This window comes from Fundidesulfovibrio sp. YSD1 (genome assembly GCF_055397115.1).
Genome location: NZ_AP043666.1, coordinates 915,936 through 932,189, shown reverse-complemented (window position 1 = coordinate 932,189; position 16,254 = coordinate 915,936). Strand labels below are relative to the sequence as shown.

Genomic DNA, 16,254 nt, shown 5'->3' with positions numbered 1-16,254 from the left:
CACGACCAAAAAGGCAAGCGGGATGTGTCGGCTGGTTCCGGCCCGGCCCGGGTCAGCCAAGGAGCGCCAGCAGGGCGGCCACATCCGTGACCGGGGGCTCGCAGCGGCCGTCGCGGCAGACGTAGGCCGTGGCCTTGCCGTCCACGGGGCACATGCCCCCGGTGTGCGGGGCGATCAGGGGGAGCCCGCCGTCCGGGGCGCGGCGCATGACGAGCACGCCGGGCAGGTAGCGCTCGCGCAGGGCGGCCAGCATGGGTTCGAGGGCGGCCTCGTCCGGGGCGGAGAGGACCACGTCCGCGCCCGGGCTCAGGGCGAAGTCCAATCCGCACAGGAGCATGGTGAACGCGGAGGGGACCTGCTTCACGGACAGGCCCAGGCTTTTCGCGAGCCTGTCGGCGTGCTCGGCCAGGTCGTGGCGGGCCGTGAGGCGCGAGAGCTTGAGGAGCGTGAGCATGGCCGCCGAGTTGCCTGAGGGCAGGGCCGCGTCGAAGAAGTCCTTGGGCCGCACCAGGAGCGCTTCGGCGTCCGAGGCGGTGAAGAAGAACCCGCCGTTCTCCTGGTCCAGGAAGAGTTCCAGCATGCGCTCCGTCAGGTCCAGCGCGGCCTGGAGCCAGGAGGCGTCGAAGGACGCCTGGTAGAGCTCGATGAGGCCCCAGGCCAGGAAGGCGTAATCGTCCAGGTTGCCGTGCACGGAGGCGTCGCCGTCGCGGTAGCGATGCAGGAGCCTGCCGTCGTGGGTGCGCAGCCTGGCCAACAGGAAGTCCGCCGCGCGCGCGGCGGCCCGGGTCAGGTCCGGCCGGTCGAAGACCCGCCCGGCCTGGGCCAGGGCCGCGATCATCAGCCCGTTCCAGTCGGTGAGGACCTTGTCGTCCTTGCCCGGGCGCACGCGTTTGTCCCTGGCGGCGAGCAGGCGCAGGCGGACGCCCTCCAGGCGCTGGGCCAGCTCCCCGGGCGGGGGCTCCTTCAGGTGGGGGATGTTCGCCCCGGTCTTCTCGCGCGTGGACTCCTCCTCGAAGTTTCCTTCGGGGAGGAACCCGTAAAGCCCGGCGTAGAGTTTTGCGTCCTCGGGCGGCAGGGCGGCGTTCAGCTCCGCCATGGTCCAGACGTAGAACTTGCCCTCCTCGCCCTCGCTGTCCGCGTCCTCGGCGCTGTAGAAGCCCCCTTCGGGGCTCGTCATGTCGCGCAGCACGTAGGCGGCCGTCTCCAGGGCCGCGCGCTTGAACAAGGGGTCCCCGGCGGCCTGGAAGCCCTCGGTGTAGGCCATGACCAGCATGGCCTGGTCGTAGAGCATCTTCTCGAAGTGCGGCAGGAGCCAGGCCTCGTCCGTGGAGTAGCGGTGGAAGCCCAGGCCCACGTGGTCGAAGACGCCGCCCAGGCGCATGGCCGTGAGGGTCTTGGTGGCCATGTCCAGGGCCGCGCGCTCGCCCGTGCGCCTGAAGTGGCGCAGGAGGAAGAGCAGCTGGTGCGGGGAGGGGAACTTGGGGGCCTGGGCGAAGCCGCCGTGCACGGGGTCGAAGCGCTCGGAGAGCTGTCTGCGGGCCTCGGCCAGCGTTTCGGGCCCCAGGGCCTCGCCCGAGGGGGCGGAGCGCTGGTGCTCGGCAAGGGCTCGGTGCACGTTGCCCGCGGCCTGGTCCACCTCCTTGCGCCGGTTGAGCCAGACATCCTGGATGCGCGGCAGAAGGTCCATGAGGCCCATGCGGCCGAAGCGGGAGCGCTTGGGGATGTAGGTGGCCGCGAAAAAGGGCCGCCCGTTCTGGTCGGTGAAGATGGAGAGGGGCCAGCCGCCCGCGCCGGTCATCACCTGGCAAGCGGTCATGTAGATGGCGTCCAGGTCGGGGCGCTCCTCGCGGTCGATCTTCACGGGCACGGCGGTCTCGTTGAGGAGCTTCGCGGCCTCCTCGTCCTCGAAGCACTCGCGCTCCATGACGTGGCACCAGTGGCAGGTGGAGTAGCCTATGGAGAGAAAGAGCGGCTTGTTTTCCGCGCGCGCCTTTTCGAAGGCCTCGGGGCCCCAGGGCAGCCAGTCCACGGGGTTGGCCGCGTGCTGGAGCAGGTAGGGGCTTTTCTCCCGCGCGAGCCTGTTCTGTCGTCCCTGCATGTCGCCTCCCGGCGTGTGGGTTTGCACCCAGGATACGACAATTCACTTCAGGCAACCACATTTTTCGTGTTTCACCCATTGGACGCACCCCCGGACTGGGCTATCCGCAGACGTCAGGATCACGGGCATGAAACTGAGCATCAAAGCGTCCCTCCTGCTCTCGGGCATCGTGCTGGCCGTCATCGCGGCCACGAGCCTGTTCCTGTTCGATTTGCAGCGGAAGTCGCTCAAGGCGTATTTCCGGCAGTCGCTGGAGGCCGAGGCCGCCTCCCTGGCCGTGCATGTGCGGTCCTTCGCCGAGGAGAACCTGCGCGACATGGCCGCCGTGGCCGGCAACCTCCCGGCCGGGATCCTCGGGCAGGACCCGGCCGTGGTGCGGCCCAACCTGGAGCGCCAGCTCTCCTTCTTCCCCAGGTTCGACAGCGGGCTCTTCGTGCTGGACGGCCAGGGGCACTTCCTGGCGGACTACCCCGAACACCCGGAGCTCACCGGCCAGAGCTTCGAGCACCGGGAGTACTTCCAGCAGACCCTGGCCACGGGCCGGGGCGTGGTGGGGGCGGCCTACGTGTCGCAGCGCTCGAACTACCCGGTGATCACCTTCACCGCGCCGGTGCGCTCCGCCACCGGGCGCGTGGAGTACGTGGTCTGCGGCTCGGTGAACCTGCTCTCGGCCTCGGCCCTGGGCGAGCAGCGCATGCGCCGCGTGGGCAGGACGGGCTACGTCTACATCGTGGACAAGGCCGGGCGCTTCATCATCCACCCGGACAACGCCAGGGTGCTCAAAAGCATCGACCTGACCCGCAACCAGTTTCTCGTGAGCGCCCTGGAAGGCTTCGAGGGCGTGGGCGAAACCGTGAACAGCAGCGGAACGCCCATGTTCGTGGCCTCGCGCCGGATACCCGAGCTGGGCTGGACCGTGATCGCCCAGATGCCCGCCACCGAGGTCTCGGACGCCATCTGGGACGGCGTGGTGGCCGTGGCCGCGTTCTTCGTGGGCGCGCTGGTGGTGGTGCTGCCCCTGGGGTTCGTGCTCATGCGCCGCATCGCCAGGCCCCTGGAGGCCCTGGAGAAAGCCGCGCACATCATCGCCAACGACCTCAAGCGCACCGACGGCGCGCTCACCAGGCCGTTCGCCTCCAGCGCCATGGACGCCCTGCGCAAGATGCGCTCCAACGACGAGATCGGCAGGCTCGCCCGGGCCTTCTTCCAGCTCTCCGTGCGCCTGAAGCAGACCCTGGCCAGCCTGCGCGGCGCGGCCCAGGACTGGGAGCGCACGTTCTCCTCGGTGCAGGAGGCCGTGTTCGTGCTGGACGCGGACGGCAGGGTCCTGCGCTGCAACCGCGCCGCCGAGGGGCTTCTGCGTTCGGTCAAGGCGGACATCCTGGGCAGGCACTGGCGCGACGTGCTGGCCGGGGGCCACGCCCCCCCCCGCGACTGGCCGGGCGGCGACACCCTGCGCGACGCCGGGCGCTTCAAGGTTGCCTCCAGGCTGCCCGACCGGGAAGGGCATTTCGAACTGGCCTTCTCCTCCATCCAGGGCCGCCGGGACGCCAAGGGCTACCTGCTGATCGTCACGGACGCCACCGAGAAGCTCAAGGCCGAGGAGCGCATCCGCGACCTGGCCTTCCACGACCCGCTCACGGGCCTTCCCAACCGCCTGCTGCTCTTCGACCGCCTGGAACAGGCCATCGCCACGGCCGAGCGCAACGGCTCGCTGGTGGGCGTGCTCTTTCTGGACCTGGACGACTTCAAGCAGGTCAACGACACCCTGGGCCACGACAGCGGCGACGAGCTCCTGCGCCAGGCCGCCAGGCGCCTGGGCGCGTGCCTGCGCTCCAACGACACCCTCTCGCGCCTGGCCGGCGACGAGTTCGTGTCCGTGCTCATGGACCTGAAGCTGCCGGGGGAGGCCACGGCCATCGCCGCGCGCATGCTGGAGTCGCTCGGCGAGCCCTTCGACATCGCGGGCAGGACCGCGCGCATCGGCGCGAGCATCGGCATCGCCCTCTACCCCAGGGACGGCGTGACCCCGGAACAACTGGTGAACCACGCGGACACGGCCATGTACCGGGCCAAGGGCAGCGGCAAGAACAGCTTCTGGCTGGCCGGAGCCCTGGCCGTGAGCGACACCGGGCGGCTGCCCAGCCAGTGAGGGGAAGAGGGCGGGCGAGGGAGTCCCCGCCCGCCTTGCGTGGAGAGAAAGGCTGCTGAAGGCTCCTAGCGCGGGAAGGCCCCGTTGTTCACGTCCAGGCAGACGCCGCTTATGTATTCGGGGCTGTCCGTGGCCAGCCAGACCATGGCCCGAGCCACCTCGTCCGCCCTGGCGAAGCGGCCCAGGTGCACGGCCTTGAGCATGGCCTCGCGGCGCTCCAGGGGGATGGACTGGAGCATGTCCGTTTCCACGGGGCTCGCGGCCACGGCGTTGACCACCACCCCCTTGCCCCCCAGGATCTTGGCGAAGCTCTTGGTGGCGTTGACGAGCGCCGCCTTGGACGCCCCGTACCACACGTCCGGGTGGCCGGTGTGCGCGGCCACGGAGGCGTTGTTCACGATCCTGCCGCCGCCGTTTCTCACCATGGAGGCCGCCGCCTCGCGCATGAGCGCCACCGGGGCCTCCAGGTTCACGCGCATGACGAACTCCATCTTCTCGCGCGGGTAGGCGTCGTAGGGCAGGGCCAGCATCACGCCCGCGTTGTTCACCAGGACGTCCACGTCGCCGATCCCGGCCACCAGGGCGGGGATGGCCTCCACGTCGGAGAGGTCGAAGGCGACCTGGCGCACGCCGTTTCGCCCGGCCAGGGGGAAGCCGGAGAAGTCCCTGGCCACCACGCACACGTCGAAACCCTTGTCCAAAAGCATCCCGGTCACTTCCAGGCCGATACCCTTGTTGCCTCCGGTGACCACTGCGGTCTTGCCCATGAGAGTGTACTCCGTCCTATTTTTCGGTTTTGGCCGGTTCGGGGTCGTAGCGCCCGCCCAGCACGTAGAAAGCGGTCTTGGGGATCTCCATGAGTACCGCCCTGGCCGAGTCCCGCCCGGACCACCAGTCCGAGGGCAGGCGCTCGGCGGGCGCGCCCACCACGCGGATGTCCCAGCCCGGCAGCACCTTGGAGAAAATCATGCGTGCCCTGAGCGCGTGGTAGGGCGAGGTGACCACCATGAGCGAGCCCTTGCGGCCCTTGAGCCGCCTGGCCAGGGCCTCGGCCTCGAGCAGGGTGCTGTCCAGGCTTTCGCCGAAGAACTCCACGGACTCCTCCGGCACGCCTTTCTTCACCAGGATGGCCTTGTAGAGGTCCTCGCGCTTTGGGAAGGCGATGCCGTTGTCGTCGAGCACCTTCTCCCCCGGCCAGCGCGCGAGCTTCCCCACCAGCACCACCTTGGCCATGCCCATCTGGTAGAGCTCCGCAGCGTAGGCCGCCCGGTGGAAGTTGCCGCCGAGCACGGCCATCACGTCGCACTTCACGGGGTAGTCCGTGTCCTGGAGCCAGAAGGACGCCGTGGCCAGAAGCGCCAGGGCCGTGACCGAAGCCGCCAGCAACAGGTGCTCGGCCACGCGCAGGAGGGCTCTCGCGCCTTTCTTCATGAAGCCTCCACAGCGCCCGGGTAGACCGCCTCGAAGCGCGCCTTGTAGGCCGCGAAGCCGCTCCCGGCGATGGCCTCGCGCGCGCCCCGGGCGAGCTCCAGGAAGAAGTGCACGTTGTGGATGGTGTTCAGCCGGTAGCTGAGAAGCTCCTGGGCCACGAAGAGGTGGCGCAGGTAGGCCTTGGAGAACGTGCGGCAGGTGTAGCAGGAGCAGTGCGGGTCCAGCGGCGATTCGTCCAGCTTGTACTCCGCGCGCTTGATGTTCACCTGTCCGAGGCTCGTGTAGAGCGTGCCGTTGCGGGCGTTCCGCGTGGGCAGCACGCAGTCGAACATGTCGATGCCGTTCTCGATGCCGGTGAGGATGTCCATGGGCTTGCCCACGCCCATGAGGTAGCGCGGCTTGGACGCGGGCAGAAGCGGCGCGGTGTGCGCCATGAGGTCGTACATTTCGGCCGTGGACTCGCCCACGGAGAGCCCGCCGATGGCGTGGCCCTCGAAGCCCATGGAGCAGACGGCCTCGGCGGAGCGCTCGCGCAGGTCCTTGAAGAACCCGCCCTGCACGATGCCGAAGAGCAGCTGCCCGTTGCGCCCGGGCGCGTGGTCCTCGCGCGAGCGCAGGGCCCAGGCGTGGGTCAGGTCCAGGGATTTTTCCGTGTAGGCGTGGTCGGCCCCGAAGGGCACGCACTCGTCCAGGACCATCATGATGTCCGAGCCCAGGTTGCGCTGGATGTCCAGGACCTTCTCCGGGGTGAAGAGGTGCTTGGAGCCGTCGATGTGCGAGCTGAACTGCACGCCCTCGGGCGTGAGCTTGCGCAAGGCCGAGAGCGAGAACACCTGGAAGCCGCCGGAGTCGGTCAGGATCGGCCTGTCCCAGCCCATGAAGCGGTGCAGCCCGCCCATCCTGGCCACCAGCTCGTCGCCGGGGCGAAGGTACAGGTGGTAGGTGTTGCCCAGGATGATCTGGGCCTGGGCTTCCTTGAGGTCGCGCGGGCACATGGCCTTGACCGTGCCCACGGTGCCCACGGGCATGAAGGCCGGGGTGCGCACCAGGCCGTGGGCCGTGTGCAGTTCGCCCAGGCGCGCCGCGCCGTCCGTGGCCAGCACGGCGAAGGTTCCGGGGGAGGGGGCGCTCATTTGGCCACCCCGCGCTTGGGGCAGACGTCTTCAAGCTCGCACACCGGGCACTTGGGCTTGCGCGCCGGGCAGACCTCGCGGCCGAAGTACACCAGCAGATGGTTGATCTCGCCCCACTGCTCGCGGGGAAAAAGCGGCATCAGGTCGCGCTCGATCCTGACAGGGTCCTCCGAGTCCGTGAAGCCCAGGCGGTAGGCCAGCCTGGTCACGTGGGTGTCCACGGCGATGCCCTCGTGGACGCCGAAGGAGTTGGAGAGCACGATGTTGGCGGTCTTGCGGGCCACGCCTGGCAGGGTGACGAGCTCGTCGAGGGTGCGCGGCACTTCCCCGCCGTAGACCTCCATGACGCGCCTGGCGGCCGCGATCAGGTTCTTGGCCTTGTTGCGGAAGAAGCCCGTGGAGCGCACGACCTCCTCGAGTTCCTCCTGGGTGGCCGTGGCCAGTTCGGCCGGGCCCCGCCAGCGGCCGAAGAGCACGGGGGTGACCATGTTCACCCGGGCGTCGGTGCACTGGGCGGCCAGCACCGTGGCCACCAGGAGTTCCCAGGCGTTGTGGTGGTCCAGGGCCGGGACGGTTTCGGGGTAGCGCGCGCGCAGGCGCTCGAAAACGATGGGGGCGCGTTCGGTTGCTGTCATGGGGCCAAGCGATACCGAAAACCAGGCCCGTGGGCAATCTCGCCGGGGCCGCTCAGGCCAGGTCCCAGGCTTCGCCCACCTCCACGGCGCGGAAGCGCTCCCCGGGCACGCCGTGCGTTTCGAGCGCCAGGGCCAGGTCCTCCACGGGCTTCGAGATGCCCTCGTCGGAGAGCTTGAACACGCCGTGGTGCGTGGCCATGGCCCGCTTGGCGTTCAGGTCCTTCATGGCCTTCACCGCCTCCTCGGGGTTCATGTGCGCGCTGGACATGAACCAGCGCGGCTCGTAGGCCCCGATGGGCAAAAGCGCCAGGCGGAATTCCCCGAAGCGCTGCCGCGCCTGCCTGAAGACCTCCCCCTGGCCGTAGGCCGAGTCGCCGCAGAAGTAGACGTTGCCCCCAGGAGCCTCGATGACGAAGGAGGCCCACAGGGCCTTGCGCCTGTCCGAGAGGCCCCTGGCGGACCAGTGCAGGGCCGGGAGTGCGTGCACGGCCACCCCGCGCGGCCCCTTGAAGCGCTCGCCCCAGTCCATCTCGCTCACGGCGAGCCTGGGGCCCGCCTCGCGGATGAGCGCCTCGTTGCCGAGCGGCGTGAGCACCCGCGCGCCCTTGGCCTGGGGAAGCCTCGCGAGGGCGGCCAGGGTGGCCAGGTCCAGGTGGTCGTAGTGGTTGTGGCTCACGAGCACCAGGTCGATCTCCGGGAGGATCTCCATGGGCAGCCCGGGCCCGCGCGAGCGCCTGGGGCCGAACATGCCGAAGGGGCCTGCCCTGTCCGACCAGACCGGGTCCGTGAGGATGTTCACCCCGCCGGTCTGCACGAGCACGGTGGAGTGGCCCACGTTGGTCACGCGGAGCGCCCCGCCTTCCACGCGCGCGGGCGGCGGGTCGAAGCGCGTGTTGGGCACGTGCTCGGGCCAGGGCGTGGAGTCCTTGCCTCCCAGGCGCCATTTGATCAGGTCGCCCAGGCCCTTGTGCCCGAGGTGGCCCGGGTTGAAGAAGCGCGAGCCGTCGAAGTGGTCGGTCATGGGGCCCTTGTGCAGGGGCGCGCATCCCGTGGGCAGGCTTACGGCCGCCAACGCCGGGAGGAGTTTGAGGAAACGTCGCCGCCTGAGTCCGCGCCGGGCGATTTTTTCACCGGGGCGCGTGGAAGGTTCGTTCATGGGGTACTTCCGCCTTTGCCTGAAGAAAGGTTCCCGGGAGGTAATCCTTCCCGTACCCCCAGGCAAGCGGCAACGAAAAAACCCCGCTGGGGCGGGGTTTTTTCGTTCGCTTTCAGCCGGGGCTGCCCTACGGCAGGAAGACCACGGCGGAGATGGTGGTGGTCCACATGCCCGAGACGCCCTGGGTGACGCTCGGGAGGGACTTGGACTCGATGATCTTGCCGGACATCATGTAGATCTCGCGGCGCTCGTCGTAGGCGGTCTCGGGGTCGAAGTCGATGCCCAGGGTGGTGGCCAGCATGGTGGAGGCCAGGTCCTCGGCGAAGTCCCCGATCTCCTTCTCGTCCTTGCCGAACGCGGTGTGCTCGGAGATGTACCCGTAGTTGTCCTTGCTGGCCGGGAAGGCCATGCCCACAGCGGAGCCCACCAGGCGGCCCTTCTCGTCCGTGGCGTTGCGGGCCATGACGCAGAAGGTGATCTGGCCGGGATTGAGAAGAGCCACTCCCTCTTCCACGGTGAGAAGCGTGCAGTTGGGCGGGTAGATGCTGGAGACGTACACCAGGTTCAGCTTCTCGATGCCCGCGTCGCGCAGGGCCAGCTCGAAAGACTGCAGCTTATTCTTGTGACGGCCGAGACCTCTGGTGAAGAAGGCCTTGGTCGGGACGAACGTTTGTCCGAACATTCGATGTCCTCCGTGGGAGAGCCTCCCCGCCTCGCGGGGGAAACGTGTCATAAGGATTTTTTATCGCGAAGTATAGGGTTTTTTGCCCCTGCTTTTTCAAGGGCTTGCTTGATTTCGGCGTCAGTGCCCTTCACCTGGGTCATCACACGGTACACCGTTTTGCCATTGACCTGGACTTCCTTGACGGAAACCGAGGCGCCCTTGCGGCTGTACTTGTCCGCCTCGGACTGGGCCTGGGCCTTGTTGTCGAAGGCCGCGACCTGATAGGTGGCGCTGTATTTCTTCGCCTTGGCGTCCTTGGCCTGCTCTTGCTTCTGATCTTTCTTTTGGTCCTTGGCCGGGGCCTTCTCGGGCGCGGGCTCGACCTTGGCGGCCTTCTTGTCCGGCTGGGCCGGGGAGGTGGCCACCTTGCCCTTGGGCACGGCTGCCGGGGTCTTCTCCAGGGTGCTGGCGGGCGCGCCCTGGGCCGAGGGTGCGCCCTGGGCGACCGTTGTCCCTCCGGCGGGGCCACCGCCGCCGGTCAGGCCGGCCTGGTGCTTGTCGTCGGGGGCCTTGGGCGCGGAATCCACGGTGACGGTCTCCGGGGGCTTGCGGCCTTGGAGGGTGTCCTGGAATTCCAGCTGCTCGGGCTTGAGCACCGTGGGCGGCTCCTTGCTCTGGGGCTGCTCCGCGGCCGGGGGCGAGGGCATGATCTGGGCCACTTGGGGCACGGCCTCCTCGGGCTTGTGGCCCCGGCCCACCAGCACGCCCAGGATGAAGATCCAGACGATGCCCAGGACCGCGACAACCACCACGGAGATGAGGCCCGGGCCGGAAAATTCGAAGGTGAATTTCCTGGGGCCCTCCGGCGGCTTTGATACGTTGAAGCGGTCTATCACCTTCATTTGTTATCTCCGTCTGGCGCTGGCGCGGGCCGGCGTCCTTTTCCCCGGGGAGAAGGGCGGCCCGGCCTCGCCGGGGTTACATTTTCTCGGGCGCGTCCACCCCCAGGAGCTCCAGGCCGTTGCGCACGACCTCGGCCACCGACGCCAGGAGGAGCATGCGCGCGCGCATGAGTTCCTCGTCCTGGGCGGCGAGCACGGGATGGACCGTGTAGTAGCGGTGCAGCAGGCCGGCCAGCTCGCGCAGGTAGAAGCTCACCACGTGGGGGCTCATGGTCTGGGCGGCACTGGCCAGGGTGTCGGGATACTGCTCCATGAGGCGCATCAGGTCAAGTTCCTCCGGGGCTTCCAGGCGCGCGAGCAGGGCGGCGGAGGGCTCCGGCATGGCCACGCCGCGCTCGGCGGCCTTGGCGAACAGCGAGCAGATGCGCGCGTGGGCGTACTGCACGTAGTAGACCGGGTTGTCCATGGACTGGCTCTTGACCAGCTCCAGGTCGAAATCCAGGTGGCTGTCAGACTTGCGCGAGAGGAACATGAAGCGCGCCGCGTCCACGCCCACCTCGGCGCACACGTCGGCCAGGGTCTCGAACTGCCCGGCCCGGGTGGACATGGCGATCTGCTCGCCGCCGCGCATGAGGTTCACCAGCTGCACCAGGATGACCTTCAAATCCTCGGGGTCGCGCCCCAAGGCCTGCACCGCGGCCTTCATGCGCGGCACGTAGCCGTGATGGTCGGCGCCCCAGATGTCCACCACGGTGCCGAACCCGCGCCCGTACTTGTTGGCGTGGTAGGCGATGTCCGAGGCGAAGTAGGTCAGCTCCCCGGTGGACTTGCGCAGCACGCGGTCCTTGTCGTCGCCGAAGCGCGAGGTGGCCATCCACTCGGCCCCGTCCTTGTCGTAGGCCAGCTCCCTGGCCTTGAGGTCCGCGATGGTCTTCTCCACCGCGCCCTCGGCCACCAGGGACTTCTCCGAGAACCACACCTGGTGCTCCACCCGGAAATCCGAGAGGTCCTTGCGGATGCCGTCCAGGATGGACTTCATGCCGTACTCGTAGCAGATGTCCTGGGCGGCCTCGGGGTCCATCTCGGCCAGGGCCTTGCCCTTCAGGGTGATCAGCTCCCGGGCCAGGTCGATGATGTACTCGCCCTTGTACCAGTCCTCCGGGTACTCGACGGGCTTTTCGAGAAGCTCCAGCACGCGCGTGTGGATGGAGAGCCCGAGCAGGCGCATCTGCCGCCCGGCGTCGTTGATGTAGTATTCTGTGGAGACCTCGTAATCCATGGCGCGCAGGATGCGGGCCACGGAGTCGCCCACGGCCGCGCCGCGCCCGTGCCCGATGTGCAGCGGGCCAGTGGGGTTGGCGGAGACGAACTCCACCTGGACCTTGCGGCCGCGCCCCAGGTTGAACTTGCCGTAGCACTGGCGGGTCTCCAGCACCTCCTCCACGGTCTTCTGCCAGAAGGCGGGAGCGAAGGTGACGTTCAAAAAGCCGGGCCCGGCCACTTCCACGGCCGCGAGCCCGGGGTCCGCGGCCAGAAGCTCGCGCCTGAGCTCCTCGGCCAGGTCGCGCGGCTTCATGCCGAGCTTCCCGGCCGCGAGCATGGCCACGTTGCAGGCCATGTCCCCGAATTTCTTGTCCTTGGGGGGCTCGATGGTGGCCTTTTCGGGCCAGGCGGCCCCCTTCTTCTCCAGGATGGAGCCAAGGAGGCTCCTGAGCTGTGTCAGCGCGCGCATGGTGTCTCGTCTTGCCTGCGGTGTCTGAAAAAGCGGCCGCCGGGTCGGAGCCGGCGGCCGGAAACGTCGGTCACGCGCCCTGCCTACGGCAGGACGAACTCCTGGGCGGCCTGGGCCGTGGCCACGCCCATGGCGTTCACGCCGTCCCTGCCCTCGAGGTTGGGCTTGACCATCTTGGTCAGGACGCCCTTGGGGCCGAGCTCCACGAAGGTCCTGGCCCCGGCCTCGTACAGGGAGGCCATGGTGTCGATCCAGCGCACCGAGGAGGTCATCTGGCGCACCAGGAGCTTCTTGAGCTTCTCCGGGTCGGACTCGCCCGCGCCCGTGACGTTGGCGAAAACGGGCATCTTCGGGGCGCGCCAGTCGGCCTTGAGCAGGTACTTCTCGATCTCGGCGGCGGCCTCGGCCATGAGCGGCGAGTGGAAGGCCCCGCTCACGGCCAGGGGGATGGCCCGGCCCTTGGCTTCCTTGCACAGCCCGGCGGCCTGGTCCACGGCGTCCTTGCGCCCGGAGATCACGTACTGGCCCGGGGTGTTGTAGTTGGCCACGAGGAGCGTGCCGCCGGTAGCCTCGGCGGCCTTGGCCACGAGGGCCTCCACGTCGGGCAGGGAGACCTTGAGCACCGCGGCCATGGCCCCGCCTTCCCCGGCGGCCTCGGCCATGAGCTTGCCGCGCAGGGCGACGAGCTCCAGCACCTGGGCTTCGGGCAGGGCACCGGCGGCGGCGAGGGCGGCGTATTCGCCCAGGCTGTGCCCGGCCGCGCCCATGGGCTCGAGCTTCCCGGCCAGCGCGCGCCACAGGTTCAGAGTGGTCACGGTCATGGCGGGCTGGAGGTTTCGCGTGTCGGCCATGGCGGCCTCGTCGCCCTCCCAGTATATTTCGCGCAGGGCCAGGCCGGAGATCTTCTCCGCCTGCTTCCAGAGGTCCATGGCTTCGGGTCGGGCTTCGGCCAGGTCGCGGCCCATGCCTTTCTCCTGAGACCCCTGTCCGGGGAAGAGGATGGCCACGTTGCGTGCGGTGTCGGTCACGTGAAAAGACTCCTTGGGGGGTGGGATGGGTCGTGTGGTGGCTTGGTAGAGCATCCTTTGACGGGCGTCAATTCTTGGGCCATACCCCGGCCCATGGCGATGAACGATCCCGATCCCTCGCGGGTGGCCCGGGCCGCCCTGGAACTGGGGCGCGAGTTGACCCCGGCCCAGGCGGCCGGGCTTTCGGCCTACCTGGGCCTTCTCGAAACCTGGAACCGGCGCACCAACCTGGTGGGCCCGCGCGCCTGGCCCGAGATGCTCTCGGAGCTGGTGGCCGACAGCTGGCGGCTCGCGGACCTCATGGGCGAACTGGACCTCCCGCCCGACCCCGTGACCATCGACTTCGGCGCGGGCGCGGGCATCCCGGGCGTGCCCCTGCGGCTCTTCTGGGATGCCGGGCGCTACGTGCTGGTGGAGCCCAGGGCCAAGCGCGCGGCCTTCCTGCGCCAGTGCGCGGCCATGTTGAGGCTCAAGGGGACGGAGGTGTTCGAGGGCCGGGCCGAGGCAGTGCGCCTGGAGGCCGACGTGTGCCTGTCGCGGGCGTTTCAGCCCTGGCGGGAATTCCTGGAGACTTCGCGGGGATTTCTGGGCAGGGGCGGGCGCGGGCCGGGCAGGGTGGTCGTGTTCGCGGGCGAGGCCTCGCCCGGCGGGCCTCTGCCCGAGGGGTACGCGCTCGCCCTGTCGCGACCCTATCCCAGGCCCTCGGGAACGGGCTACTTCTGGGTGTTCGAACCCAGCATGGCCTCCAGCTGACCCTTGAAGATGATCTTGGTGGCCTGGGCGTCGGCCTGCTCGCCCAGGTCCATCAGTTTTTCCAGGAAATCGAGGATGCGCCCGCGCTTTTCCTCGTCGGCGTATTCGAAGTCCATCTCCAGGTCGCCCGAGGCGAAGTAGGCCTCGAGCTTCTCCAGGTAGGTCATGTCGAACATGGGCATGGCGCGGCCTCCCGTCTATTCCCCGGCCACGGCGGCGTCGTACTCCGCCTCCAGGCTGTCCATGAGCTCCTGCACGGGCATGATCCTGTCCACGCGCCAGGCGTTCTGGCCCGCGAAGGCGAAGCCGTGGTCCAGCTTGCCGCGCTTGGCGTTCATGAGCGCCATCATGATGCAGTAGGGCGCGGTCTGCTGCGCGCAGGAGTGCACGCAGCTGAAGGGGCAGACCTTGGGCTTGCGCTCGCCCCGGGCGGCCTCCTCCAGGAAGAGGTTCTTGATGGCCCTGCCGGGCAGGCCCACCGGGCTCTGGATGATGCCGATGTCCTCCTGCTTGGCGTCCACGTAGGCCTGCTTGAAGGCCATGTCCGCGTCGCACTCGTCGGTGGCCACGAAGCGGGTGCCCATCTGCACCCCGGCCGCGCCCATGCGGATGAACTTGCGGATGTCCGCGCCCGTGTACACGCCCCCGGCCGCGATCACCGGGATGGGCTTGCCGTCCGGGCCGGTGAAGGGGCGCAGGCCCTCGATCACCTCGGGAACCAGCCTTTCGAGCGTGTGCTCCTCCTCGCAGATCTGGCCGGGCTTGAAGCCCAGGTGGCCGCCCGCCATGGGGCCTTCCACCACGAAGGCGTCCGGGGTGCGCCCGAAGCGCGCCAGCCACTTCTTGCACAGGATAACGGCGGCCCTGGCCGAGGAGACGATGGGCACGAGCTTGGTCCTGGCCCCCTCGGTGAGGTGGGCGGGCAGGTCCAGGGGCAGCCCCGCGCCGGAGAAGATGGCGTCCACTTTCTCGCGCACGGCCGTGGAGACCAGTTCCGCGTAGTTGCTGAGCGCCACCATGATGTTGACGCCGATGGCTCCGCTGCTCTGGGCCTTGGCCGCGCGGATCTCGTCGGCGAGGGCCTGGTTGTTCGTCTCGATGAAGCTGGTGGCGTAGCCCGGCCTGCTCATGCCTATGCCGGCGGCGGCGATGACGCCGATGCCGCCCGCCCGGGCCACGGCCGAAGCCAGCCCGGAAAGCGAGATGCCGACGCCCATCCCGCCCTGGATGATGGGGGTGGGGACCGTGAGGTCGCCTATGGTGAGTGAAGGAAAGGACATTGCATCTCCGCGCTATGGGAAAAGACGGCTTTACGGGCCGGACGAGCGTTTGGCCCCGACGGGGTGAAGCGCCCTAAATCATGTTCCGCGACAAAAGTCGAGAGGGGAATAGGTGGCATCGTCATTCGTGATGGTATGGGTGCCCCGCCAATATGGTCATGGCCCTGTACAACTGCTCCAGAAGCACGACCCGGGCCAGCTCGTGGGGCAACGTGTACGGGCCCAGGCTCATGACCTCGTCGAAGCGTTCCCGGGCCTGCGCGCCGAACCCGTAGGGGCCTCCAACCACGAAGCAGGGAGCCCGGCCGGGGTCCTCCAGCCAGGAGCGCATCCTGGCGGCGAGCCCGGTGGAGCCGTGCGCCCGGCCGCGCTCGTCCAGGCCGATCACCCTGTCCCTGGGGCCCAGCGCAGCGAGCAAGGCCTGATCCTCCTTGCGCCGCCGGGCTTCGGGGTCCTTGGCGTCCCTGGCGTCCTTGAGCACGCTCACGTCGCACTTCACGTGCCGCGCGAGGGCCTGGGCGTAGTGCTTGCAGGCCTCCACGGCCCAGGGGGCCTTGAGTTCCCCAACGAAGACGAGCCGAACCCGGTTCATCCGGGCGGACGCTACCCTGGCCCTTGGCTGTTGTCAAAGGCCCGTGCTTGGGTTAGTCGGGAATGACTGTCAAAGTGTTCAAGGATTTCCCATGCGCCGCGCCTGTTTCCTCCTCCTCGCCCTCGCGCTGCTGGCGGCTGCCCTGCCCGGAGCGTCCCTGGCCCAGCGCATGGGGCTCTCCAACCTCGTGGTGGACAACCAGGCCGGACGGGCCAAGGTCCGCTTCGGGGTGGCCGTCGGAGCCGTGGACGCGGTGCGCGAGGCCCTGGAGAACGGACAAGTGCTGGCCCTTAGCTGCAAGGCCAGCCTCTCCCAGAACCGGAACTACCTCTGGAACGCCGAGGTGGCCTCGACCGAGATGCTCTCCACGCTTTTTCTGCACGACAACGGCCCCTACGAGATCTCGCTGCCCGGCGGCAAGCGCGAGCACTTCCGGGGCCGCGACCTGGACCTGGTGATGAAGGAGGCCTGGGGCGGCCTCTCCATGGACCTCGGCCCCTGGGACAAGCTCGAGCGCGGCCACTCCTACTCGCTGGACCTGGAGATCAGACTCCTGCGCCAGGACATGCCGGGCTGGCTCAAGGGCGCGCTCTTCTTCTGGAACTTCGACGCGATCTCTCCGGTAAAGTACCGTCTCGACTTCTCCTATTGACCTTCTCCCCGGAGTTCACCTACGTTTCGCGAACGTGGAGGACCCT

The 16,254-nt window shown here is 68.6% G+C and carries 16 protein-coding genes; 3 read left to right on the top strand and 13 right to left on the bottom strand.

Translation table 11 applies throughout. The features are described 5' to 3' along the window. Positions 1-52: 52 nt before the first annotated feature. Positions 53-2,098 carry a thioredoxin domain-containing protein gene (locus ACZ5V4_RS04445; RefSeq protein ID WP_464316964.1) on the bottom strand — a complete coding sequence of 682 codons (2,046 nt, stop codon included), beginning with the start codon at positions 2,096-2,098 and terminating at the stop codon, positions 53-55. A 127-nt stretch (positions 2,099-2,225) separates the two neighbouring features. On the opposite strand from ACZ5V4_RS04445, the gene ACZ5V4_RS04440 reads away from it, so the two are divergent. Then, positions 2,226-4,250: a diguanylate cyclase domain-containing protein gene (locus ACZ5V4_RS04440; RefSeq protein WP_464316963.1), complete on the top strand. Its 2,025-nt coding sequence runs from the start codon at positions 2,226-2,228 to the stop codon at positions 4,248-4,250. 65 nt (positions 4,251-4,315) lie between these two features. On the opposite strand, the gene ACZ5V4_RS04435 is transcribed toward ACZ5V4_RS04440, so the two are convergent. The 9 genes from ACZ5V4_RS04435 to ACZ5V4_RS04395 form a co-directional block, all read right to left on the bottom strand. After that, positions 4,316-5,017, bottom strand: a complete 702-nt coding sequence (locus ACZ5V4_RS04435) for an SDR family NAD(P)-dependent oxidoreductase (protein WP_464316962.1) — start codon at positions 5,015-5,017, stop codon at positions 4,316-4,318. Positions 5,018-5,033: 16 nt separating this feature from the next. Further along, on the bottom strand, positions 5,034-5,681 hold the full coding sequence (locus ACZ5V4_RS04430) for a YdcF family protein (protein WP_464316961.1): 648 nt from the start codon (positions 5,679-5,681) through the stop codon (positions 5,034-5,036). Next, a complete protein-coding gene (gene tgt, locus ACZ5V4_RS04425) occupies positions 5,678-6,814 on the bottom strand; it encodes a tRNA guanosine(34) transglycosylase Tgt (protein WP_464316960.1) in 1,137 nt (378 codons plus the stop codon). Before tgt ends, ACZ5V4_RS04430 begins: the two co-directional genes overlap by 4 nt. Further along, entirely contained in the window at positions 6,811-7,449 is a 639-nt protein-coding gene (nth, locus tag ACZ5V4_RS04420) for an endonuclease III (RefSeq protein ID WP_464316959.1), read from the bottom strand. Before nth ends, tgt begins: the two co-directional genes overlap by 4 nt. 52 nt (positions 7,450-7,501) lie before the next feature. Then, the gene (locus ACZ5V4_RS04415) at positions 7,502-8,605 is read right to left on the bottom strand and encodes an MBL fold metallo-hydrolase (RefSeq protein WP_464316958.1); all 1,104 of its coding nucleotides are present in this window, start codon (positions 8,603-8,605) and stop codon (positions 7,502-7,504) included. A 127-nt stretch (positions 8,606-8,732) separates the two neighbouring features. After that, positions 8,733-9,287 carry a pyruvoyl-dependent arginine decarboxylase gene (locus ACZ5V4_RS04410; protein ID WP_464316957.1) on the bottom strand — a complete coding sequence of 185 codons (555 nt, stop codon included), beginning with the start codon at positions 9,285-9,287 and terminating at the stop codon, positions 8,733-8,735. A gap of 47 nt (positions 9,288-9,334) precedes the next feature. Then, on the bottom strand, positions 9,335-10,171 hold the full coding sequence (locus ACZ5V4_RS04405; RefSeq protein WP_464316956.1) for an SPOR domain-containing protein: 837 nt from the start codon (positions 10,169-10,171) through the stop codon (positions 9,335-9,337). Positions 10,172-10,247: 76 nt separating this feature from the next. Then, positions 10,248-11,903, bottom strand: a complete 1,656-nt coding sequence (argS, locus tag ACZ5V4_RS04400; protein WP_464316955.1) for an arginine--tRNA ligase — start codon at positions 11,901-11,903, stop codon at positions 10,248-10,250. A gap of 83 nt (positions 11,904-11,986) precedes the next feature. Beyond that, the gene (locus tag ACZ5V4_RS04395) at positions 11,987-12,931 is read right to left on the bottom strand and encodes an ACP S-malonyltransferase (RefSeq protein WP_464316954.1); all 945 of its coding nucleotides are present in this window, start codon (positions 12,929-12,931) and stop codon (positions 11,987-11,989) included. A gap of 99 nt (positions 12,932-13,030) precedes the next feature. On the opposite strand from ACZ5V4_RS04395, the gene ACZ5V4_RS04390 reads away from it, so the two are divergent. Continuing rightward, positions 13,031-13,684, top strand: a complete 654-nt coding sequence (locus ACZ5V4_RS04390; protein ID WP_464316953.1) for a 16S rRNA (guanine(527)-N(7))-methyltransferase RsmG — start codon at positions 13,031-13,033, stop codon at positions 13,682-13,684. Here the strand turns inward: ACZ5V4_RS04390 and ACZ5V4_RS04385 are convergent. From ACZ5V4_RS04385 to ACZ5V4_RS04375, 3 genes are all read right to left on the bottom strand, one after another. After that, positions 13,645-13,866, bottom strand: coding sequence for a hypothetical protein (locus ACZ5V4_RS04385; RefSeq protein ID WP_464316952.1), 222 nt, complete (start codon positions 13,864-13,866; stop codon positions 13,645-13,647). The two genes, ACZ5V4_RS04390 and ACZ5V4_RS04385, sit on opposite strands and share 40 nt — an antisense overlap. A 15-nt stretch (positions 13,867-13,881) precedes the next feature. Beyond that, positions 13,882-14,964, bottom strand: a complete 1,083-nt coding sequence (locus ACZ5V4_RS04380; RefSeq protein ID WP_464316951.1) for an NAD(P)H-dependent flavin oxidoreductase — start codon at positions 14,962-14,964, stop codon at positions 13,882-13,884. A 121-nt stretch (positions 14,965-15,085) separates the two neighbouring features. After that, positions 15,086-15,556 carry a 23S rRNA (pseudouridine(1915)-N(3))-methyltransferase RlmH gene (locus ACZ5V4_RS04375; protein WP_464316950.1) on the bottom strand — a complete coding sequence of 157 codons (471 nt, stop codon included), beginning with the start codon at positions 15,554-15,556 and terminating at the stop codon, positions 15,086-15,088. A gap of 91 nt (positions 15,557-15,647) precedes the next feature. Between ACZ5V4_RS04375 and ACZ5V4_RS04370 the strand changes: the two genes are divergently transcribed. Further along, positions 15,648-16,208: a DUF4390 domain-containing protein gene (locus ACZ5V4_RS04370; protein WP_464316949.1), complete on the top strand. Its 561-nt coding sequence runs from the start codon at positions 15,648-15,650 to the stop codon at positions 16,206-16,208. Positions 16,209-16,254: the final 46 nt, after the last annotated feature.